The sequence below is a fragment of the Methylobacterium sp. WL6 genome (assembly GCF_008040095.1).
GTDB lineage: Bacteria > Pseudomonadota > Alphaproteobacteria > Rhizobiales > Beijerinckiaceae > Methylobacterium.
This window is the reverse complement of the sequence record NZ_VRVH01000032.1, coordinates 1-15,929: the sequence shown is the minus strand read 5'-3', so window position 1 is coordinate 15,929 and position 15,929 is coordinate 1. Positions and strand designations below refer to the sequence as shown.

At 70.0% G+C, this 15,929-nt stretch carries 12 protein-coding genes and 1 tRNA gene; 8 read left to right on the top strand and 5 right to left on the bottom strand.

Annotated elements, in window-relative coordinates; genetic code table 11:
• Positions 1-7: 7 nt before the first annotated feature.
• A complete protein-coding gene (locus FV230_RS07240; protein ID WP_147841849.1) occupies positions 8-4,894 on the bottom strand; it encodes a malto-oligosyltrehalose synthase in 4,887 nt (1,628 codons plus the stop codon).
• The gene (gene treZ, locus FV230_RS07235; RefSeq protein WP_147841848.1) at positions 4,891-6,696 is read right to left on the bottom strand and encodes a malto-oligosyltrehalose trehalohydrolase; all 1,806 of its coding nucleotides are present in this window, start codon (positions 6,694-6,696) and stop codon (positions 4,891-4,893) included. Before treZ ends, FV230_RS07240 begins: the two co-directional genes overlap by 4 nt.
• A 420-nt stretch (positions 6,697-7,116) precedes the next feature.
• Here treZ and gyrA point away from each other — a divergent pair, with 420 nt between their 5' ends.
• From gyrA to FV230_RS07200, 8 genes are all read left to right on the top strand, one after another.
• Entirely contained in the window at positions 7,117-9,852 is a 2,736-nt protein-coding gene (gene gyrA / locus FV230_RS07230) for a DNA gyrase subunit A (protein ID WP_147841847.1), read from the top strand.
• Positions 9,853-10,102: 250 nt separating this feature from the next.
• Entirely contained in the window at positions 10,103-10,936 is an 834-nt protein-coding gene (locus tag FV230_RS07225) for a porin family protein (protein WP_147726649.1), read from the top strand.
• A 157-nt stretch (positions 10,937-11,093) separates the two neighbouring features.
• A complete protein-coding gene (gene coaD, locus FV230_RS07220; RefSeq protein WP_147841845.1) occupies positions 11,094-11,597 on the top strand; it encodes a pantetheine-phosphate adenylyltransferase in 504 nt (167 codons plus the stop codon).
• Between the two features lie 31 nt (positions 11,598-11,628).
• Positions 11,629-12,177: a peptidylprolyl isomerase gene (locus tag FV230_RS07215; RefSeq protein WP_147841844.1), complete on the top strand. Its 549-nt coding sequence runs from the start codon at positions 11,629-11,631 to the stop codon at positions 12,175-12,177.
• A 6-nt stretch (positions 12,178-12,183) separates the two neighbouring features.
• Positions 12,184-12,681 (top strand): hypothetical protein, encoded by a 498-nt coding sequence (locus FV230_RS07210; RefSeq protein ID WP_147726644.1) that lies wholly within the window; start codon positions 12,184-12,186, stop codon positions 12,679-12,681.
• A 70-nt stretch (positions 12,682-12,751) separates the two neighbouring features.
• Positions 12,752-13,210 carry a peptidylprolyl isomerase gene (locus FV230_RS07205; RefSeq protein WP_147841843.1) on the top strand — a complete coding sequence of 153 codons (459 nt, stop codon included), beginning with the start codon at positions 12,752-12,754 and terminating at the stop codon, positions 13,208-13,210.
• A gap of 114 nt (positions 13,211-13,324) precedes the next feature.
• Complete coding sequence (locus FV230_RS29430; RefSeq protein WP_187275419.1) at positions 13,325-13,465, top strand: hypothetical protein; 141 nt, start codon at positions 13,325-13,327, stop codon at positions 13,463-13,465.
• Positions 13,466-13,929: 464 nt separating this feature from the next.
• Positions 13,930-14,181, top strand: a complete 252-nt coding sequence (locus FV230_RS07200) for a hypothetical protein (protein ID WP_147841842.1) — start codon at positions 13,930-13,932, stop codon at positions 14,179-14,181.
• 55 nt (positions 14,182-14,236) lie between these two features.
• Here FV230_RS07200 and FV230_RS07195 read toward each other — a convergent pair.
• From FV230_RS07195 to FV230_RS07185, 3 genes are all read right to left on the bottom strand, one after another.
• A tRNA-Gly gene (locus FV230_RS07195) sits at positions 14,237-14,310 on the bottom strand.
• Positions 14,311-14,388: 78 nt separating this feature from the next.
• The gene (gene ssuD / locus FV230_RS07190; RefSeq protein ID WP_147841841.1) at positions 14,389-15,564 is read right to left on the bottom strand and encodes an FMNH2-dependent alkanesulfonate monooxygenase; all 1,176 of its coding nucleotides are present in this window, start codon (positions 15,562-15,564) and stop codon (positions 14,389-14,391) included.
• 20 nt (positions 15,565-15,584) lie between these two features.
• Positions 15,585-15,929: ATP-binding cassette domain-containing protein (locus FV230_RS07185; RefSeq protein ID WP_147841840.1), on the bottom strand; the 345-nt coding region annotated here is incomplete at its 5' end.

Here is a 15,929-nt window from a genome sequence, read left to right as displayed (position 1 = left end):
GCTCGGATCACGCCCGGCGCCGGAGGACGGCGTAGGGCAGCGCGGAGAACAACGCTCCGAGATCGGCGGAGCCGTCGTAGCCGGCCCCCGTGACGATGTCGTGCCAGGATGTGCCCGCGCCGAGATCGACCGTCGTGCCGGCGAACCCCGCCCCCGACCAGGTGGCGTCCGTGACCAGTCCGGCGACCAGTCGCGGGACCGCGACGAAGATGTCGCCGTCCGCGCTCGCGTCGGAGCGAAGGTAGGCGACGACGTTGTCCGCACGCGGCCCCGTCGCCTCGATCGCCCGGTAGTCGGCCTCGGCGTAGAAGGCCGGCCGCGCGGCGCGGTCTGCGAGCAGACGCGTCAGCGTCGCCTGCTTCACCCGCCCGTCCGGCCAATGCGCCAGCAGTTCGGGCAGCACCCCCTGGTCCGCAAGAGCGCGTTCCATCGCCGCGTAGTTCACCGGCCGGCGGTTGTCGGGATCGACGAACGAGAAGTCCCAGAACTCGGTGCCCTGGTACACGTCCGGCAGGCCGGGCAGCGTGCATTTGAGGACCGTGCGGCCGAGGCCGGCGATCATCCCGAGATGGGCGAGGCGCCGGGCGAACGGCCGCAGCTTGGCCAGGAACTCGGACCCCGGCGCGATCAGCGCCTCGAACAGCTTGGCGACCGCACCCTCGTAGGCTTCGTCGACGTTGACCCAGCTCGACCTGCGCTTGCCCTCGCGCATCGCCTTCTCGCTGTAGGCGGTCAGGCGCTTGCGGAAATCCTCGATGGCGTTCGGCTCGTCGGCATCGAGCAGCTCGAGCGGCCACGCCCCGAGGATGGCCTGGAAGAACATCCACTGGTCGTTGGCGTCCGGCGCCGGCTCGTCGTCAATGGTCGTCAGGTGCGGGACGGCAATCGTGCGCCATAGGTCCCAGGCGCGGGCCCATTCCTCCGGCAGCTCGGACAGGGCGAGCAGGCGCGAGCGCGCGTCCTCGCCGCGCTTGGTGTCGTGGGTCGCCGTCGTGATCATCGCGTTCGGCCAGTCGCGGGCACGCGCCGCCTGGAGCGCGTGAAAGTGCTCCGCGTCGAGGCCGTACTCGCCCGGATCGCCGCCGACCTCGTTGAGGCCGAGCAGCATCGCGTAGCGGTAGAACAGCGTGTCCTCCAGGCTCTTGGCCATCACCGGGCCGGTGAGCTGCTGGAAGCGGCGGCGGAACCGCAGGATCACGATCGGGTCCGGCCGTCCGGGCCCGGAGGTCTCGATCCGGCCGATGAGCGCGGCGGCCGCGAAGTCGTGGACCGAGCGGTCCGGCAGCGCCGACCAGCGCTTGGCCTTGGCGACCGCGCCCTCGATCAGTCGAACGTCCTCGGCCTCGACATCGCTCTCGTCGAGGTCCGGCGGCAGGTAGCTGCGATAGGTCGGGAACCGCGCGATGATCTCGATGAGCGCCCGGCGGATCGCGTTGACCGAGAAGTCGCGCGTGCGCCGGTCGGCATCGGCGATCTCCTTGAGGTCGGTGGTCAGCACCTCGAGCTCGCTGGCGAAGCTGATCTCGAGGATCTCGGCCTTCGCGGCGCGAAGCTGGAAGCCGTAGGGCTCGTCGAAGCCGGTGGCCCACTCGTAGAGCCGCTTGATCTTGCCGCGCTTGCCCTGGTCGACGAGGATGCCGTCGAGGTGGTTCAGCACGTCGTAGCCGGTGGTGCCGGCGACCGGCCACGGCCGAAGCTTCTCGCCCGGCTCCAGGATCTTCTCGACCACGACGTAGAAGCCCGGTCCGACGGCCGCCTGCAGCGCCCGCGCATAGCCCTGCGGGTCGGCCAAACCGTCGATGTGGTCGATGCGCAGACCGTCGATCCGCCCCTCGCGGACGTGCCGGAACACGGTCTCGTGCGAGCGGTGGAAGATGTCGTTCAGCTCGACGCGCAGGCCCGCCAGCGAGTTCACGTCGAAGAAGCGCCGGTAGTTGATGTCGCTCGACGCGACGCGCCAATGAGCGAGGCGATAGGCCTGGCTCTCCAGGAGCCGGTGCAGCGGGCCGAAGCTGTCTGGGCGGCCCTTGAAGCCGTTGAGCAGCTTCAGGCTGCGGTCGATCGCAGCTCGGATCTCAGGCGATGCGGCGCAGACGGCGGCGAGCCGCTGCTTGAGCCCTTCCGCCTCCTCCGGGAAGGCGACGCGGCGCTTCGCGTCGGTCTCGGCGCCCATGGTGCGCAGGCGCTCGGAGATGGCGAGCAGCTCGCCCTGCGCCTCCTCGTCCACGTCGCCGAGCGCCGCCAGCACCCGATTGAGGATGGTCGGGTAGTTCAGCGGGCGGATCGGGAACTGGTGCTCGTAGTGCCAGACGCTGAAGGCCCCGGCGACCGCGTCGAACTTGAGCTCGAGGTTCCCGTTCTCCAGCGCCTCGCCGTAGCGCTCGCCGAGGAAGGGGATCACCAGGTTGCGGTTGGCGCCCAGGCGTTCCCAATCGATGTCGAAGGCATGGCCGAAGGGCGAGAGCGCGCCCCATTCGAGCACGGACAGCCACCACGGGTTGTCGGCGCCGCCAACGCCCATGTGGTTGGGGACGATGTCGAGCAGCAGCTTCAGCCCGTGCGCCCGCAGCGCGTCGGACAGGCGCACGAAGCCGGCCTCGCCGCCGAGCTCAGGGTTGATCGCGCCGTGGTCGACGATGTCGTAGCCGTGGGTCGAGCCGGGCCGGGCCTTCTGCAGCGGCGAGGCGTAGACGTGGCTGATCCCGAGCTTCGCTAGGTACGGGACGATCTTCTCCGCGTCGGCGAAGGTGAAGTCCTTGTGGAACTGCAGGCGGTAGGTCGCGCGCGGCGGGGCGGTCGCGAGGCGGGCGGCACCGGAGCGTGGGCCGCGATCCTCGGCCGACAGGGCGGCGGCGAGCTTCGCCAGCGGGCCGCCCGGCGCGGCGATGGCGGCGAGGTCGCGGTCGAGCTTGCGCCGCCAGTTCGGGTAGCCCTCGGTCGAGCCCGGCACGTTGGCCTGGCTCAGCTCGGAGACGACGTCCTCGTACTGCACCGCGGTCAGCATCGACGGAGCGCGGGCGAGGTAGCGCGCCGCCGCCTCGAACGGGGCCGCGTCCGGCGGCTCGGCGCCGACGATGAGCTGCTGCGCGGCCAGCGCCTCGGACAGGCGCCGGCGCTCGGTGACGCGCTCGTTGCGCTCCGCCTCGGCCCGCTCGGCGTCGTAGAGGCCGAGGGACTGGCGCGTGTCGGTGTCGACCCCGCGCCACCAGCCGACGAAGGTCGGCAGGTCGTGCGTGGTGATCGCGGTCAGCGCGTCGCGGGGATAGGCCTCGGGCGCCTTGAACCGCCCGTCCTGCTCACGCTCGAACGCCAAGATCCGGTAGCTGAGGATGCCGGCCTGCATCAGCGCGTCCGAGAAGCCTTCCGGTGCGGTGCCGAGATCCTCGGCGATGACGAGGCACTTGTTGCGATGGCTCTCCAGGCGCAGCACCGCGATCATCGGCTCGAACGGCATCGCCACGTAGGCGCCGTCCTTCGCGCCGCCGCCGAGCGGGATCAGGAACAGGCGGGCGAGCTGGAAGGCGTGGTCGATGCGGATCGCGCCGGCATGGCGCATGTTGGCGCGCACCAGCGCCCGGAAGGCGGCGAGCCCGTCGCGCTCCATCTCGAGCGGATCGAAGGCCGGCAGTCCCCAATCCTGGCCCTTGGGCGCGAGCAGGTCCGGCGGTGCGCCGATCGAGACGCGGTCGGCGAAGCGCTCGGGATGCGACCAGATCTCCGAGCCGCCACGGTCTGCGCCGACGGCGAGGTCGCGGTAGAGGCCGATGCGCATGCCGGTCGCGAGCGCCCGCTCGGAGGCGTCTGCGAGCTGCCGGTCGGCGAGGTACTGGAGCCAGGCGTGATACGACACCGCGTCGCGGTGCTCGTCGGCGAAGGCCGCGACGGCGTCCGTTCCGGCGCGCCGGAATTCCTCCGGCCAGTCGCCGAGCCACTGGGCGCCCCGCCCCTTGAAGTGCTCGGACAAGGCCTCGAACGTGGCGTGCGATTGAAGATCCTCGCCGCCCTCCTCCCGGAAGGCCGTGAAGCCCGCATCCGCGCCCCGGCTCGCATCCGACTCCGCCCAGAAGTCCTGCAGCACCGGCGAGAGCACGTCCCACACGCCCTGGTGGTCGACCAGGGCGGCGGCGCGCAACGCTTCGACGCGGGGCGCCATCTCGGCGAGACGCTTTTCCGCCCGCGAGCCGACGAAGCCCGGCATGCTCGTCGGCGCGATGAACAGCGTGTCGAGGAACAGGCGCGAGGACGGCGAGTAGGGCGAGATCTTGGTCCGGTCGGCGGCAAACAGGGCGTGCACCGGGCTGAGGCCGAGAAACGATGCACCGCGCAGGCCCGCATCGCGCGCCGCCTGACCCGCGTCGGCATAGGTGCCGATGCCGAGGTTGGTGTCGGAACGCAGGCCGTAGAGCTGGGCCGCGAGACCCCAATCGCTGGCGCCCTCGTCGGCATAGGCGCGCGGACGCCAGCAGCGCTGCGGCGCCGAGATGATCCAGGCTTCCGCAGTCCGGTCGCCGAGGGTGACGGCGAGGTGATGGTAGCCCGGCGTCAGCGGCGGCAGCTCGAACCCGGCGGTATCGCTGGACAGGGTTGCCCGGCCCTCGCGGGCGTTGCCGCGCTCGTCGACGAGGCGCCAGACCGCCGTCCCCTCCCCGCGCACCGGAACGCGCACCGCGCGGCGCGCCTCGACCGGCAGCAGCGGCGGGATCAGGCCGTTGCGCAGAACCTCGACCTCGCCGAGGCTTCGGGCGATCTCCTCGTCGGTGCCGACCGCGAAGCCGAGCGCCGCGAGCATGCCGCGGCGGACTTCGAGCGCGGTCTCGACCGGCTTGCCGAAGGCGTCGACGTAGCCGTCGGCGATGCCTGCGAGGTCGGCAAGGCGTTGCAGTGCACTGCTCATCGGGCCGCTTTCGTCAGAAATACACCCGTCCAGGCGGGCAGAGTCGCACCGGTGCCGTCCGGCGCATTGGTCCAGACCGGCGTGTCGTCGCCGGCCTCGACGGAGAACGGCGCATCGCCGACATTGGCGACGAACCGCAGGGTCCCGCCCGCGTAGGACCAGGTGCAGTCGACCACGTCGGCGCGGGGAAGGACCGCCTTCGCGTTGCGATAGCCGGACTTGGCGAGCGGCACCACCACGTCCCGGCGCAGGGCCAAGAGCCGGGTGGTCTCGGCCAGCACCTCCCGGTGCGGCGAGCGCTCGCGCTCGGACCAGTCGAGCTTCGACGCTTCGAAGGTCTCGGCCTCCGTCGGATCCGGGATCACCGACGTGTCGTCGGCGAAGGCCGCGAAGCTCTTGAACTCCTTGCGGCGCCCTTCCCGGACGGCCTTGTTCAGCTCCGCGTCGGGCGCGAAATCGACGAAGAACAGGAACGGCGTCGAGGCCGACCATTCCTCGCCCATCCACAGCATCGGAATCTGCGGGCTGAGCAGGAGCCCGGCGCGCGCCAGATCGAGCTTCTTCGGATCGGCGAGCTGGCTTAGGCGCTCGCCGAGCGCGCGGTTGCCGACTTGGTCGTGGTTCTGCAGGAACGTCACGAACGCGGTCGGCGGCAGGTGGGCCGAGGGCTCGCCGCGCGGATGGTCGCCCAGCGTCTTGAACGGCTCGCCCTGATAGGCGAACCCCTCCGACAGGCAGCGCGCCAGTCGCTCGATCGGCTTGTCGCTGAAGCTCTCGTAGTAGCCGGAATCCTCGCCGGTCAGCAGCACGTGCCAGCAATGGTGCAGGTCGTCGGCCCACTGGGCGTCGTGCTGGAGCGGCTTGCCCGAGCCGTCGCGCTCGAGCCATTTGGCCTGGTTGGCCTCGTTCTCGAGCATGAGATGGATCTGGCGATCGGGGAATGCCGCGCGGACCGTCTTTCCGAGCTCGGCCAGGAAGTGCGTCGGCGAATCGTCGAGGATCGCGTGGACGGCGTCGAAGCGGATGCCGTCGAAATGGTATTCCTCGAGCCAGTACAGCGTGTTCTGAATGAAGAACTGCCGCACGGTGTGGCCGCTCTCCTTGCCGTCGAAGTTGATGCCCGCGCCCCACGGGGTCTGGTGCCGCTCGGTGAAGAAGGTCTTGGCGTAGGCGTGGAGATAGTTCCCGGCCGGCCCGAAGTGATTGTAGACCGCGTCGAGGTAGACCATCAGCCCGAGCCCGTGCGCGGCGTCGATCAGGCGCTTGAGGTCGTCGGGACGGCCGTAGGCGGCGTCCGGCGCGTAGGGCAGCACCCCGTCGTAGCCCCAATTGCGGGTGCCCTTGAAGTCGGCGAGCGGCAGCAGCTCGATGGCGGTGACGCCGAGCGCCTTCAGGTCCGCCAGCCGCTTCTGCAGCCCGGCATAGGTGCCCTCCGGCGTCGCGGTGCCGACATGCGTCTCGTAGATCACCGCCTCCTCGAACGGGCGGCCCTTCCACGCGTCGTCGCTCCAGGCGAAGGCGGCCGGGTCGATCACCTCGGACAGGCCCGACACGTCGTCCGGCTGGAAGCGCGAGGCGGGATCGGGCACCACGAGGTCGCCGTCGACGCGGAAGCCGTAGCGGGCGCCGGCCGCGACCCCGGGGACGGTCGTTCGGCGCCAGCCCTCGCCGGCATCCGGAAGTGCGTGATCCGTCCCGTCGACCACCAGCACGACGTCCCGTGCCGTCGGGGCCCAGAGCGCGAAGCGGACGCCTTGGTCCGCGATCTCGGCGCCGAAGGCCATGTTGTGCGTGCGCCGCATCGGGCCATAATCCTCATCGTTCGGGGCTCACGGGTCGGTCCGGATCGCGCGGGGGCGATCCCCGGAACGGTGCCGGGCGTGAACAGCCACGTCTGTCACAGAAGCGGTCGGCCCAGCTCTTGTTCCCCGCACCGCACCCAAACCCTGCCGATCGCGCGGCGGCATTCGGGCGCGAGCTTGGCCGGAGCCGGCGCAAGGCGGGAACGCGCGGGGATCCTGCGGTTGCAGGCGTCGCTCGCGGTCGCGAAAAAGGCGGCGGACGGGCCGGGATCGGGTGCTTGCGCCGGTGCGACGGGAGGAATAATTAACCGTCTGATATCATTCGTCTTCCCCCACGTCGCGCCGCGCGCGGCGCTTCGGCGTGGGATGCACCTGACAACGGCCCCGGACGCGGGGCCTTCGCCACACGGATAAAAGCCCTTGGCCGACAACGACGAGACAGGGGCCGGCACGCCGCCGCCCGCCAGCGACATCAAGCCCGTCTCCATCACCGACGAGATGCGCCGGTCCTACCTCGACTACGCGATGAGCGTGATCGTGAGCCGGGCGCTGCCGGATGCGCGCGACGGCCTCAAGCCGGTGCACCGGCGCATCCTGTTCGCCGCCTACGAGAGCGGGCACCTGCCGGAGCGCAAATACGTCAAGTCGGCCCGCATCGTCGGCGACGTGATCGGCCTCTACCACCCGCACGGCGACCAATCGATCTACGACGCCTTGGTCCGCATGGCGCAGGACTTCTCGATGCGGCTGATGCTCATCGACGGCCAGGGCAACTTCGGCTCGGTCGACGGCGATCCCGCGGCGGCGATGCGCTACACCGAATCGCGGCTCGCCAAGCCGGCGACCGCGCTGCTCGCCGACATCGACAAGAACACCGTCGACTTCCAGCCGAACTACGACGAGTCGCGCGAGGAGCCGTCGGTCCTGCCGGCGCGGTTCCCGAACCTGCTCGTCAACGGCGCCGGCGGCATCGCCGTCGGCATGGCGACCAACATCCCGCCGCACAATCTCGGCGAGCTGATCGACGCCTGCATCGCGCTGATCGACGATCCGGGGCTGACGGTCGAGCAGCTCACCGAGATCGTGCCCGGCCCGGACTTCCCGACCGGCGGGGCGATTCTCGGTCGCGCCGGCACCCGCCAGGCCTACGCCACCGGCCGCGGCTCGATCATCATGCGGGCGAAGTCCCACGTCGAGGAGCTTCGCAAGGAGCGCGAGGCGCTGATCTTCACCGAGATCCCGTACCAGGTGAACAAGGCCACGCTGGTCGAGAAGATTGCCGAGCTGGTCAAGGAGAAGCGCGTCGAGGGCATCTCGGACCTGCGCGACGAGTCCGACCGCGACGGCATGCGCATCGTCGTCGAGATCAAGCGCGACGCGATGGCGGAGGTGGTGCTGAACCAGCTCTACCGCTTCACGCCGCTGCAATCCTCGTTCGGCTGCAACATGGTGGCGCTGAACGGCGGCCGCCCCGAGCTGATGAACCTGAAGGACCTGCTCCAGGCCTTCATCGACTTCCGCGAGGAGGTCGTCTCCCGCCGCACCAAGTTCCTGCTGAACAAGGCGCGCGAGCGCGCCCACGTGCTGTGCGGCCTCGCGATCGCGGTCGCCAACATCGACGAGGTGATCCGGCTGATCCGCACCTCGCCCGACCCGAACTCGGCGCGCGAGGCGCTGATGGCCCGCGACTGGCCGGCCCACGACATCGCCCCGCTGATCGCCCTGGTCGACGACCCGCGCCACCGGGTGGCGGACGACGGCACCTACCGCCTCTCGGAGGTGCAGGCCCGCGCGATCCTCGACCTGCGCCTGCAGCGCCTGACCGCGCTCGGCCGCGACGAGGTCGGCGACGAGCTGAAGTCGCTCGCCGACGAGATCGCCGACTACCTCGACATCCTGCGCTCGCGCCAGCGCATCCAGACCATCGTCAAGGACGAGTTCGCCGAGGTGCGGACCCAGTTCGCGACTCCGCGGCGGACGGTGATCCTCGACTACGATTCGAGCGTCGACGACGAGGACCTGATCCAGCGCGAGGACATGGTCGTCACTGTGTCCCATGCCGGCTACGTCAAGCGCGTGCCGCTCTCGACCTACCGGGCCCAGCGTCGCGGCGGCAAGGGCCGCTCCGGCATGTCCACCCGCGAGGAGGATTTCGTCACCCGCCTGTTCGTGGCGAGCACGCATACGCCGGTGCTCTTCTTCTCCAGCCAGGGCCAGGCCTACAAGGAGAAGGTCTGGCGCCTGCCGATGGCGGCGCCGAACGCCCGCGGCAAGGCGCTCGTCAACATTCTGCAGCTGCAGGACCAGGCCGAGCGCATCACCACGATCATGCCGCTGCCCGAGGACGAATCGTCCTGGGACACGCTGGACGTGATGTTCGCGACCGCGTCCGGCGGCGTCCGGCGCAACAAGCTGTCCGACTTCGTGCAGGTGAACCGCAACGGCAAGATCGCGATGAAGCTCGATCCGGGCGACCACATCGTCCACGTCGAGATCTGCCGCCCCGAGCAGAACGTGCTGCTGACCACCGCGCTCGGCCAGTGCATCCGCTTCCCCGTCGAGGACGTCCGCGTCTTCAAGGGCCGCGATTCCACCGGCGTCCGCGGCATCAGCCTCGGCAAGGGCGATCGCGTCATCTCGATGACGATCCTCAACAGCTTCGACGCGACGCCCGAGGAGCGCGTCGGCTTCCTGAAGATGCAGCGCGCCGTCATCGGCGACACCGCACCCGAGGCCGGCGACGCCGATGCCGAGGAGGCCGCCACCGATGCGCCGCTGCTGTCGCAGGAGCGCTACGCCGAGATGGGCGCCAACCAGCAGTTCGTTCTGACGCTGGCCGAGCGCGGCTACGGCAAGCGGACCTCGTCGTTCGAGTACCGGACCTCGGGACGCGGCGGAAAGGGCATCAAGGCGATGGAGGTCAACGCCCGCAACGGCAACCTCGTCGCCTCCTTCCCGGTCGAGGCGGCGGACCAGATCATGCTGGTGACCAATGCCGGCCAGCTCATCCGCGTGCCGGTGGACGACATCCGCGTCGTCGGCCGCGCCTCGCAGGGCGTGACCGTGTTCGACACCGCCAAGGACGAGCGCGTCGTCTCCGTCGAGCACATCGCTGGCGAGGACGAAGGCGGCGAGATCATCGACGAGACGGCGTGAGGCGGAGGCCCTGCAGGGCGGCGGATCCAGTCGTCCTGCAGGGTTTCGGCACCGGCTTTTTGCGCGTGCTAGAAAAAATGATGCCCGGCGTGGGATGATTTTTCCGGGATAAACGTAGCGTATACATTTGACGAAAGCATCGTCGCGACTGGACTAACGATGTTTCCGAGTGTTGCCGCGAAGTCATATTCAAGGTGAGGCGGCGGGGTTACTGGTCTGCAACGTCAGTCCCCAACCCCGGATGCCGCCCGTGCTGAAGTCCTTCGCCCTCGCCGCCGTCGCCTCGGCGACCCTCGCCGCCTCAGCCGGCGCCGCCGACCTTCCGCGCCGGGCCCCGCCGCCGGTGTTCACGCCCGTCCCGGTCTTCACTTGGACCGGCTTCTACCTCGGCGCGAATGCCGGCTACGCCTTCTCCGAGCGCGACAACGTTCGCACCGCCGGCATCGGCGCGCTGCAGCTCAACGTCGACCGCGGCCTGCGCCGCTCGAGCGTGCCGCTGCCGCAGGACGGCTTCACCGGCGGCGGCCAGATTGGCTACAACTACCAGTTCACCCCAGGCTCGGGCATCGTCGTCGGCATCGAGGCCGACGCGCAGTACACCGACCTGCAGCGCCGCCGCACCGAGACGATCTTCAACCCGGCCTTCAACCCCAACGTCCTGACCAACAGCTACCGCACCGAGCTGAACTACCTCGGCACCGTGCGCGGCCGCATCGGCTATGCCTTCGACCGGGTGTTCGTGTACGGCACCGGCGGCTTCGCCTACGGCGACGTGACCCAGTCCGTCACGTTCCAGACCGGCGCTCCGGTGACCTACGCCGCCCGCCGCTCCAGCATGGAGACCGGCTATGCCTACGGCGGCGGCATCGAGTACGCGCTGCCGACCGAGTCGTTCCTGAACTTCTTCCGCGCCAGCGCGGTCACGATCAAGGGCGAGTACCTCCGCTACGACCTCGGGAGCCGCAACCTCTTCGTCGCCAATGTCGGCCCCGCCGGCACGCCGGGCATCGGCTACATCTCGCGCCTCTCGACCGAGGGCAGCCTCGCCCGCGCCGGCATCAACTACAAGTTCGGCACGTACTAGGATCTGCGCCGGGCGGCGGGTCGCCCGGATCGATCGAGATCGACCGGAAGGGTGGGAGCGGAAACGCTTCCGCCCTTCCTCGCGTTTCCGGCCGGCGGTCCATTCGCCGGGGCCGGCGGTTCCGTTCGTCACGAAAATCCTCTAGGGCGTTGCGGGCATGAACCGCACCGCGCTCTATGCCGGGTCATTCGATCCGGTGACTAACGGCCATCTCGACGTCGTCCGCCAAGCCTGTCGGCTGGTGCCGCGCCTCGTGATCGCGATCGGCGTCCATCCCGGCAAGGCCCCGCTCTTCTCTGCCGAGGCGCGGGCCGAGCTGCTCGCCGAGACCTGCGCGCCGCTCGCCGCCGCCGAGGGGACGGAGCTGGAGATCGCGACTTTCGACGACCTCGCCGTGACGGCGGCGCGCCGCTGCGGCGCCAGCCTGTTCATCCGCGGCCTGCGCGACGGCACCGATCTCGACTACGAGATGCAGCTTGCCGGCATGAACGGCGCGATGGCGCCCGAAGTCCAGACCGTGTTCCTGCCGGCCTCGATCCAGGTCCGCCCGATCACCGCGACGCTCGTCCGGCAGATCGCCGCGATGGGCGGCGACGTCTCGCCCTTCGTGCCGGCCCAAGTGGCCGAACGCCTCGCGGCCCGCTTCGCGAGCCGCAGCTGAGCCCCAAACGCTTCTCAAGGAGACGATCCCCATGAACCGCCGCAACGCCGTTTTCGCGCTCGCGCTCTCCCTCACGCTCGGGGCCTCCGCCGCCCGCGCCGCCGACGCCAACACCGTCTACCTCGACACCAAGGACGGCCGCGTCACGATCGAGCTGCGCCCGGACATCGCGCCCAAGCACGTCAAGCAGCTCAAGACGCTGATCGCCCAGGGCTTCTACAACGGCCTGAAGTTCCACCGGGTGATGGACGGCTTCATGGCCCAGACCGGCGACCCGAAGGGCAACGGCACCGGCGGCTCGAGCCTGCCCGACATCCCGGCCGAGTTCTCCTCGGCGCAGTTCCGCCGCGGCACCGTCGGCATGGCGCGCTCGTCGGATCCGAACTCGGCCAACTCGCAGTTCTTCATCTGTCTCGGCGATGCCTCCTTCCTGAACGGCCAGTACACCGTGGTCGGCCTCGTCTCCGACGGCATGGATGCCGTCGACAAGATCAAGAAGGCGGCGCCCGGCGCCGCCGGCGGCGCGGTCCAGAACCCGGACAAGATCGTCAAGATGCAGCTGGCCGAGAAGGCCAAGTAAGCGGCGATGCGGGGCCTGCGCCGCGCGTCGGCGACCCTCCTCGTCGCCCTCGTGCCCGCCGCCGCGGGCGCCCAGCCGTTCTACGGCTACGCGTTCGACGGCGAAGGCCCCGGCTATCCGCTGAGCCTGCCGCAGACGTTGCGGGCGACGATCGTCGTCCCGCTCGCGGTGAAGCCGGTTCCGCGCCCGAACACCCTGGCCGAGCTCTATCCCGCCCTCGCGGCGTGCTGGCGCCCGCCCGCCATCCTCGAGGATGCGTCGAACGTCGAGATCACCGCGCGGCTGTCGCTCCGGCGCGACGGAAGCTTGCTCGGGCCGCCGCGGATCACGTATGCGAGGGGCGTCGGTCCGAAGACGCGCCCGACCCTGGTGCATGCGACGATCGACGGATTGAACCGTTGCCTGCCGGCCCAGATCACGCCCGGCCTCGGCCGAGCGATCGCCGGGCGTCCCGTCGCCCTACGTTTCGTCTACCGGAAGGTCACCGCGAACCGACCCGGATGACGGCCACCGATCACCCCGCCGCGCCGCAGCCAGGCGCAGCGCCCCCGCCCTGAACAACCTGGAGACCGACATGGCCGACACCGAAAACCTCGTCCTCGAGACCACCAAGGGCCGCGTCGTCGTCGCGCTGCGCTCCGACCTCGCGCCGAACCACGTCGAGCGCATCAAGACGCTCGCCGGCCAGGGTTTCTACGACGGCGTGCCGTTCCACCGCGTCATCGACGGCTTCATGGCGCAGACCGGCGATCCCACCGGCACCGGCTCGGGCGGCTCCGACCTTCCCGACCTGAACGCCGAGTTCAACGCCGAGCCGCACACCCGCGGCACCTGCTCGATGGCGCGCACCAACTTCCCGCACTCGGCGAACTCGCAGTTCTTCATCTGCTTCGACGACGCCCGCTTCCTGGACAAGCAGTACACCGTCTGGGGTAAGGTCGTCGAAGGCATGGACGTGGTCGACACGATCAACAAGGGCGAGCCGCCGCGCTCGCCCGACAAGATCGTCAAGGCGAGCATCGCCGCCGCCTGAACCCGGACCCGCCCGTCGCCCCCGAGAACCGGGCGACGGGCGGTGCCCCACGCCCCAAGTTTTCTGCACGCGATACCCGTTTCAGTCGTCGATCCCTCGCCCGCGGCGGAGGCGATGCATGCCTCCATCGAGCAGACGATCGTCGAGCGCGAACTGCCGACGGCAGCCGTATCGGATCGAGGATCGAAAGATCGGGAGGCGCCGACGCCCTACCCGCACCCCCTCCGCGAATGCCGGATCATGCAATTCGGCTGAGCCATTCGCGACGGCGCTACGCCAGGATCGAGCCGTCCGCTTGCAGCGCCATGGCCCCGCCGGCGGTTGCTCGATCGGCGATCGCCCGATCCCGCTCGTCATCGGGCTCGGTACGGTGGCCGGACTCGTCACGAACCCGTCTGCGCCCCGAAGGCGGTCGCATCGCTCGCCGTAGCGATGCTTGGGCGGGACCGCTCGCTCGGCGTCGTCCGGGTCGCTGGCGCGCACCCAGAACGCCCGGTGAATTTAACCCATGTTGGTGTCGATCTTGCGCCGGCAACTTAGCGTGACGGTTGCGCTCGCTCGTCATTCGAACACGTCACGGTTGGCGCGTCGATCTCTTCCGCCGCGGAGCCATCGTGCCGAGGCCGGCGCTCGCGGGTGCGGACGCAGATCGACACGATGTCGTCCATGGCCATGCGCGAGCAAGAACACACCGGATGGCCGAGAAGCGGGATACGGGCGTGAGCGAGGCGATCCAGGACGAAACCTTGCAGGCGCCGGTCGCGATCGCCCGCAGCCGCAGGGCGTCCCCCGCAGGTCCGCGCTATCACGCGGTCATCACCGCCCGCGACGGCGCGAAGAGCCTTCACCCGTTGCCGGCATTCGGCGACGACGAAGCCATCGCGCAGGCGCTCGCGCTCGCCGAAGGCCGGGTGATCGAGGTCTGGGACGGCCCGCGCCTGATCGAGCGCTTCAACGCAGTCACCTGGTAGCGCCCGAACCGTAAATGGCAGGCGTCGCGACCGTCGGCATGATCTACAGAAGGGGTGGAGCGGGTACCGGGAATCGAACCCGGGTATTCAGCTTGGAAGGCTGCTGCTCTACCATTGAGCTACACCCGCGATCCGCGCCGGATAGCATGGCGCGGTGAGCTTGAGAAGGCCGGAGACGCTGCGATCCGGCCCCTCCCGGCGTGGTTCTCAGTGCGCCGCGACCTGCCGCGTCGGCACGATGTCGTTGGCCATCACCTCGCCGAACGGGCCGTCGTTGCGGGCGTTCGAGGGGCCGATGCCGGTGGTGGCGCGCAGCGGCAGCTTCGGGAAGACGAGCTCGGCGAAGCGGTAGGCCTCCTCGAGATGCGGGTAGCCGGAGAGGATGAAGCGGTCGATCCCGAGATCGATGTACTCCTTCATCCGGTCGGCGACCTGGTCGGCCGAGCCGACCAGCGCCGTGCCGGCACCGCCGCGCACCAGTCCGACGCCGGCCCAGAGGTTCGGCGAGACCTGAAGCTTGTCCCGGCTTCCGCCGTGCAGCGCCATCATCCGGCTCTGCCCGACCGAATCCTGGCGCTTCAGCGTGGCCTGCGCTTTGGCGATCGTGGCGTCGTCGAGCTTCGAGATCAGGCGGTCGGCCGCCGCCCACGCCTCGCCCTCGGTCTCGCGGACGATGACGTGCAGGCGGATGCCGTAGGAGAAGGTCTTGCCGCTCGCCTCCGCGGCCGCCTTCGCGGTCGCGATCTTCTCGGCGACGCCGGCCGGCGGCTCGCCCCAGGTAAGGTAGACGTCGCAATGCTCGGCCGCCACGTCGATGCCGGCCGGCGACGAGCCGCCGAAGTAGAGCGGCGGATAGGGCTTCTGCACCGGGGGGAAGATCAGCCGGCCGTTCTCCGCCGAGAGGTGCTTGCCCGTGAACGAGACGGTCTCGCCGGCCATCAGGCCGCGCCAGATGTGGAGGAACTCGTCGGTCACCGCGTAGCGCGCGTCGTGGTCGAGGAACACGCCGTCGCCGCGCAGCTCCACCGGATCGCCGCCGGTGACGACGTTGATCAGCAGGCGGCCGTCCGAGATCCGGTCCAGCGTCGAGGCCATGCGGGCGGCCGCCGACGGCTCCATCAGGCCGGGACGCACGGCGACCAGGAAGCGCAGGCGCTGCGTCAGCGGCGCAAGCGCCGAGGCGATCACCCAGGAATCCTCGCAGGAGCGGCCGGTGGGCAGCAGCACGCCGTAATAGCCGAGGGCGTCGGCGCCCTGCGCGATCTGGCGGAGATAGCTCAGCGACACGTCGCGCGCGCCCTCAGACGCGCCGAGATAGCGGCCGTCGCCGTGCGTCGGCAGGAACCAGAGGACGTCGGTCTTTCCGTCGGTCGAGGCGGTCATCGAAAGGTCTCCGTGTCGGCTCAGGCCGCCGAGGGCGTGCCGAGCAGGTGCTCGAGGATGCGGCCTTCGAGCCGCGCCAGGTCGGGATCGCCGCGGCGGCGCGGCCGGGGCACGTCGACCCGCAGATCGAGGGCGATGCGGCCTTCGTCGACGACGAGGATGCGGTCGGCCATCGCGACGGCTTCGGCCACGTCGTGGGTCACGAGGAGCGCGGTGAAGCCCTGCGCCCGCCAGATCCGCTCGATCAGGTCCTGCATGCCGATGCGGGTGAGCGCGTCGAGCGCGCCGAGCGGCTCGTCGAGCGCCAGCAGGCCGGGTCCGCTGACCAGCGCCCGGGCGAGCGCCACGCGCTGGCGCTGGCCGCC

Coding starts and splice junctions, on each gene's coding strand:
- FV230_RS07240 (WP_147841849.1), bottom strand. CDS start 4,894: ATGAGCAGTGCACTGCAACGCCTTGCCGACCTCGCAGGCATCGCCGAC.
- treZ (WP_147841848.1), bottom strand. CDS start 6,696: ATGCGGCGCACGCACAACATGGCCTTCGGCGCCGAGATCGCGGACCAA.
- coaD (WP_147841845.1), top strand. CDS start 11,094: ATGAACCGCACCGCGCTCTATGCCGGGTCATTCGATCCGGTGACTAAC.
- FV230_RS07215 (WP_147841844.1), top strand. CDS start 11,629: ATGAACCGCCGCAACGCCGTTTTCGCGCTCGCGCTCTCCCTCACGCTC.
- FV230_RS07210 (WP_147726644.1), top strand. CDS start 12,184: ATGCGGGGCCTGCGCCGCGCGTCGGCGACCCTCCTCGTCGCCCTCGTG.
- FV230_RS07205 (WP_147841843.1), top strand. CDS start 12,752: ATGGCCGACACCGAAAACCTCGTCCTCGAGACCACCAAGGGCCGCGTC.
- FV230_RS29430 (WP_187275419.1), top strand. CDS start 13,325: ATGCATGCCTCCATCGAGCAGACGATCGTCGAGCGCGAACTGCCGACG.
- ssuD (WP_147841841.1), bottom strand. CDS start 15,564: ATGACCGCCTCGACCGACGGAAAGACCGACGTCCTCTGGTTCCTGCCG.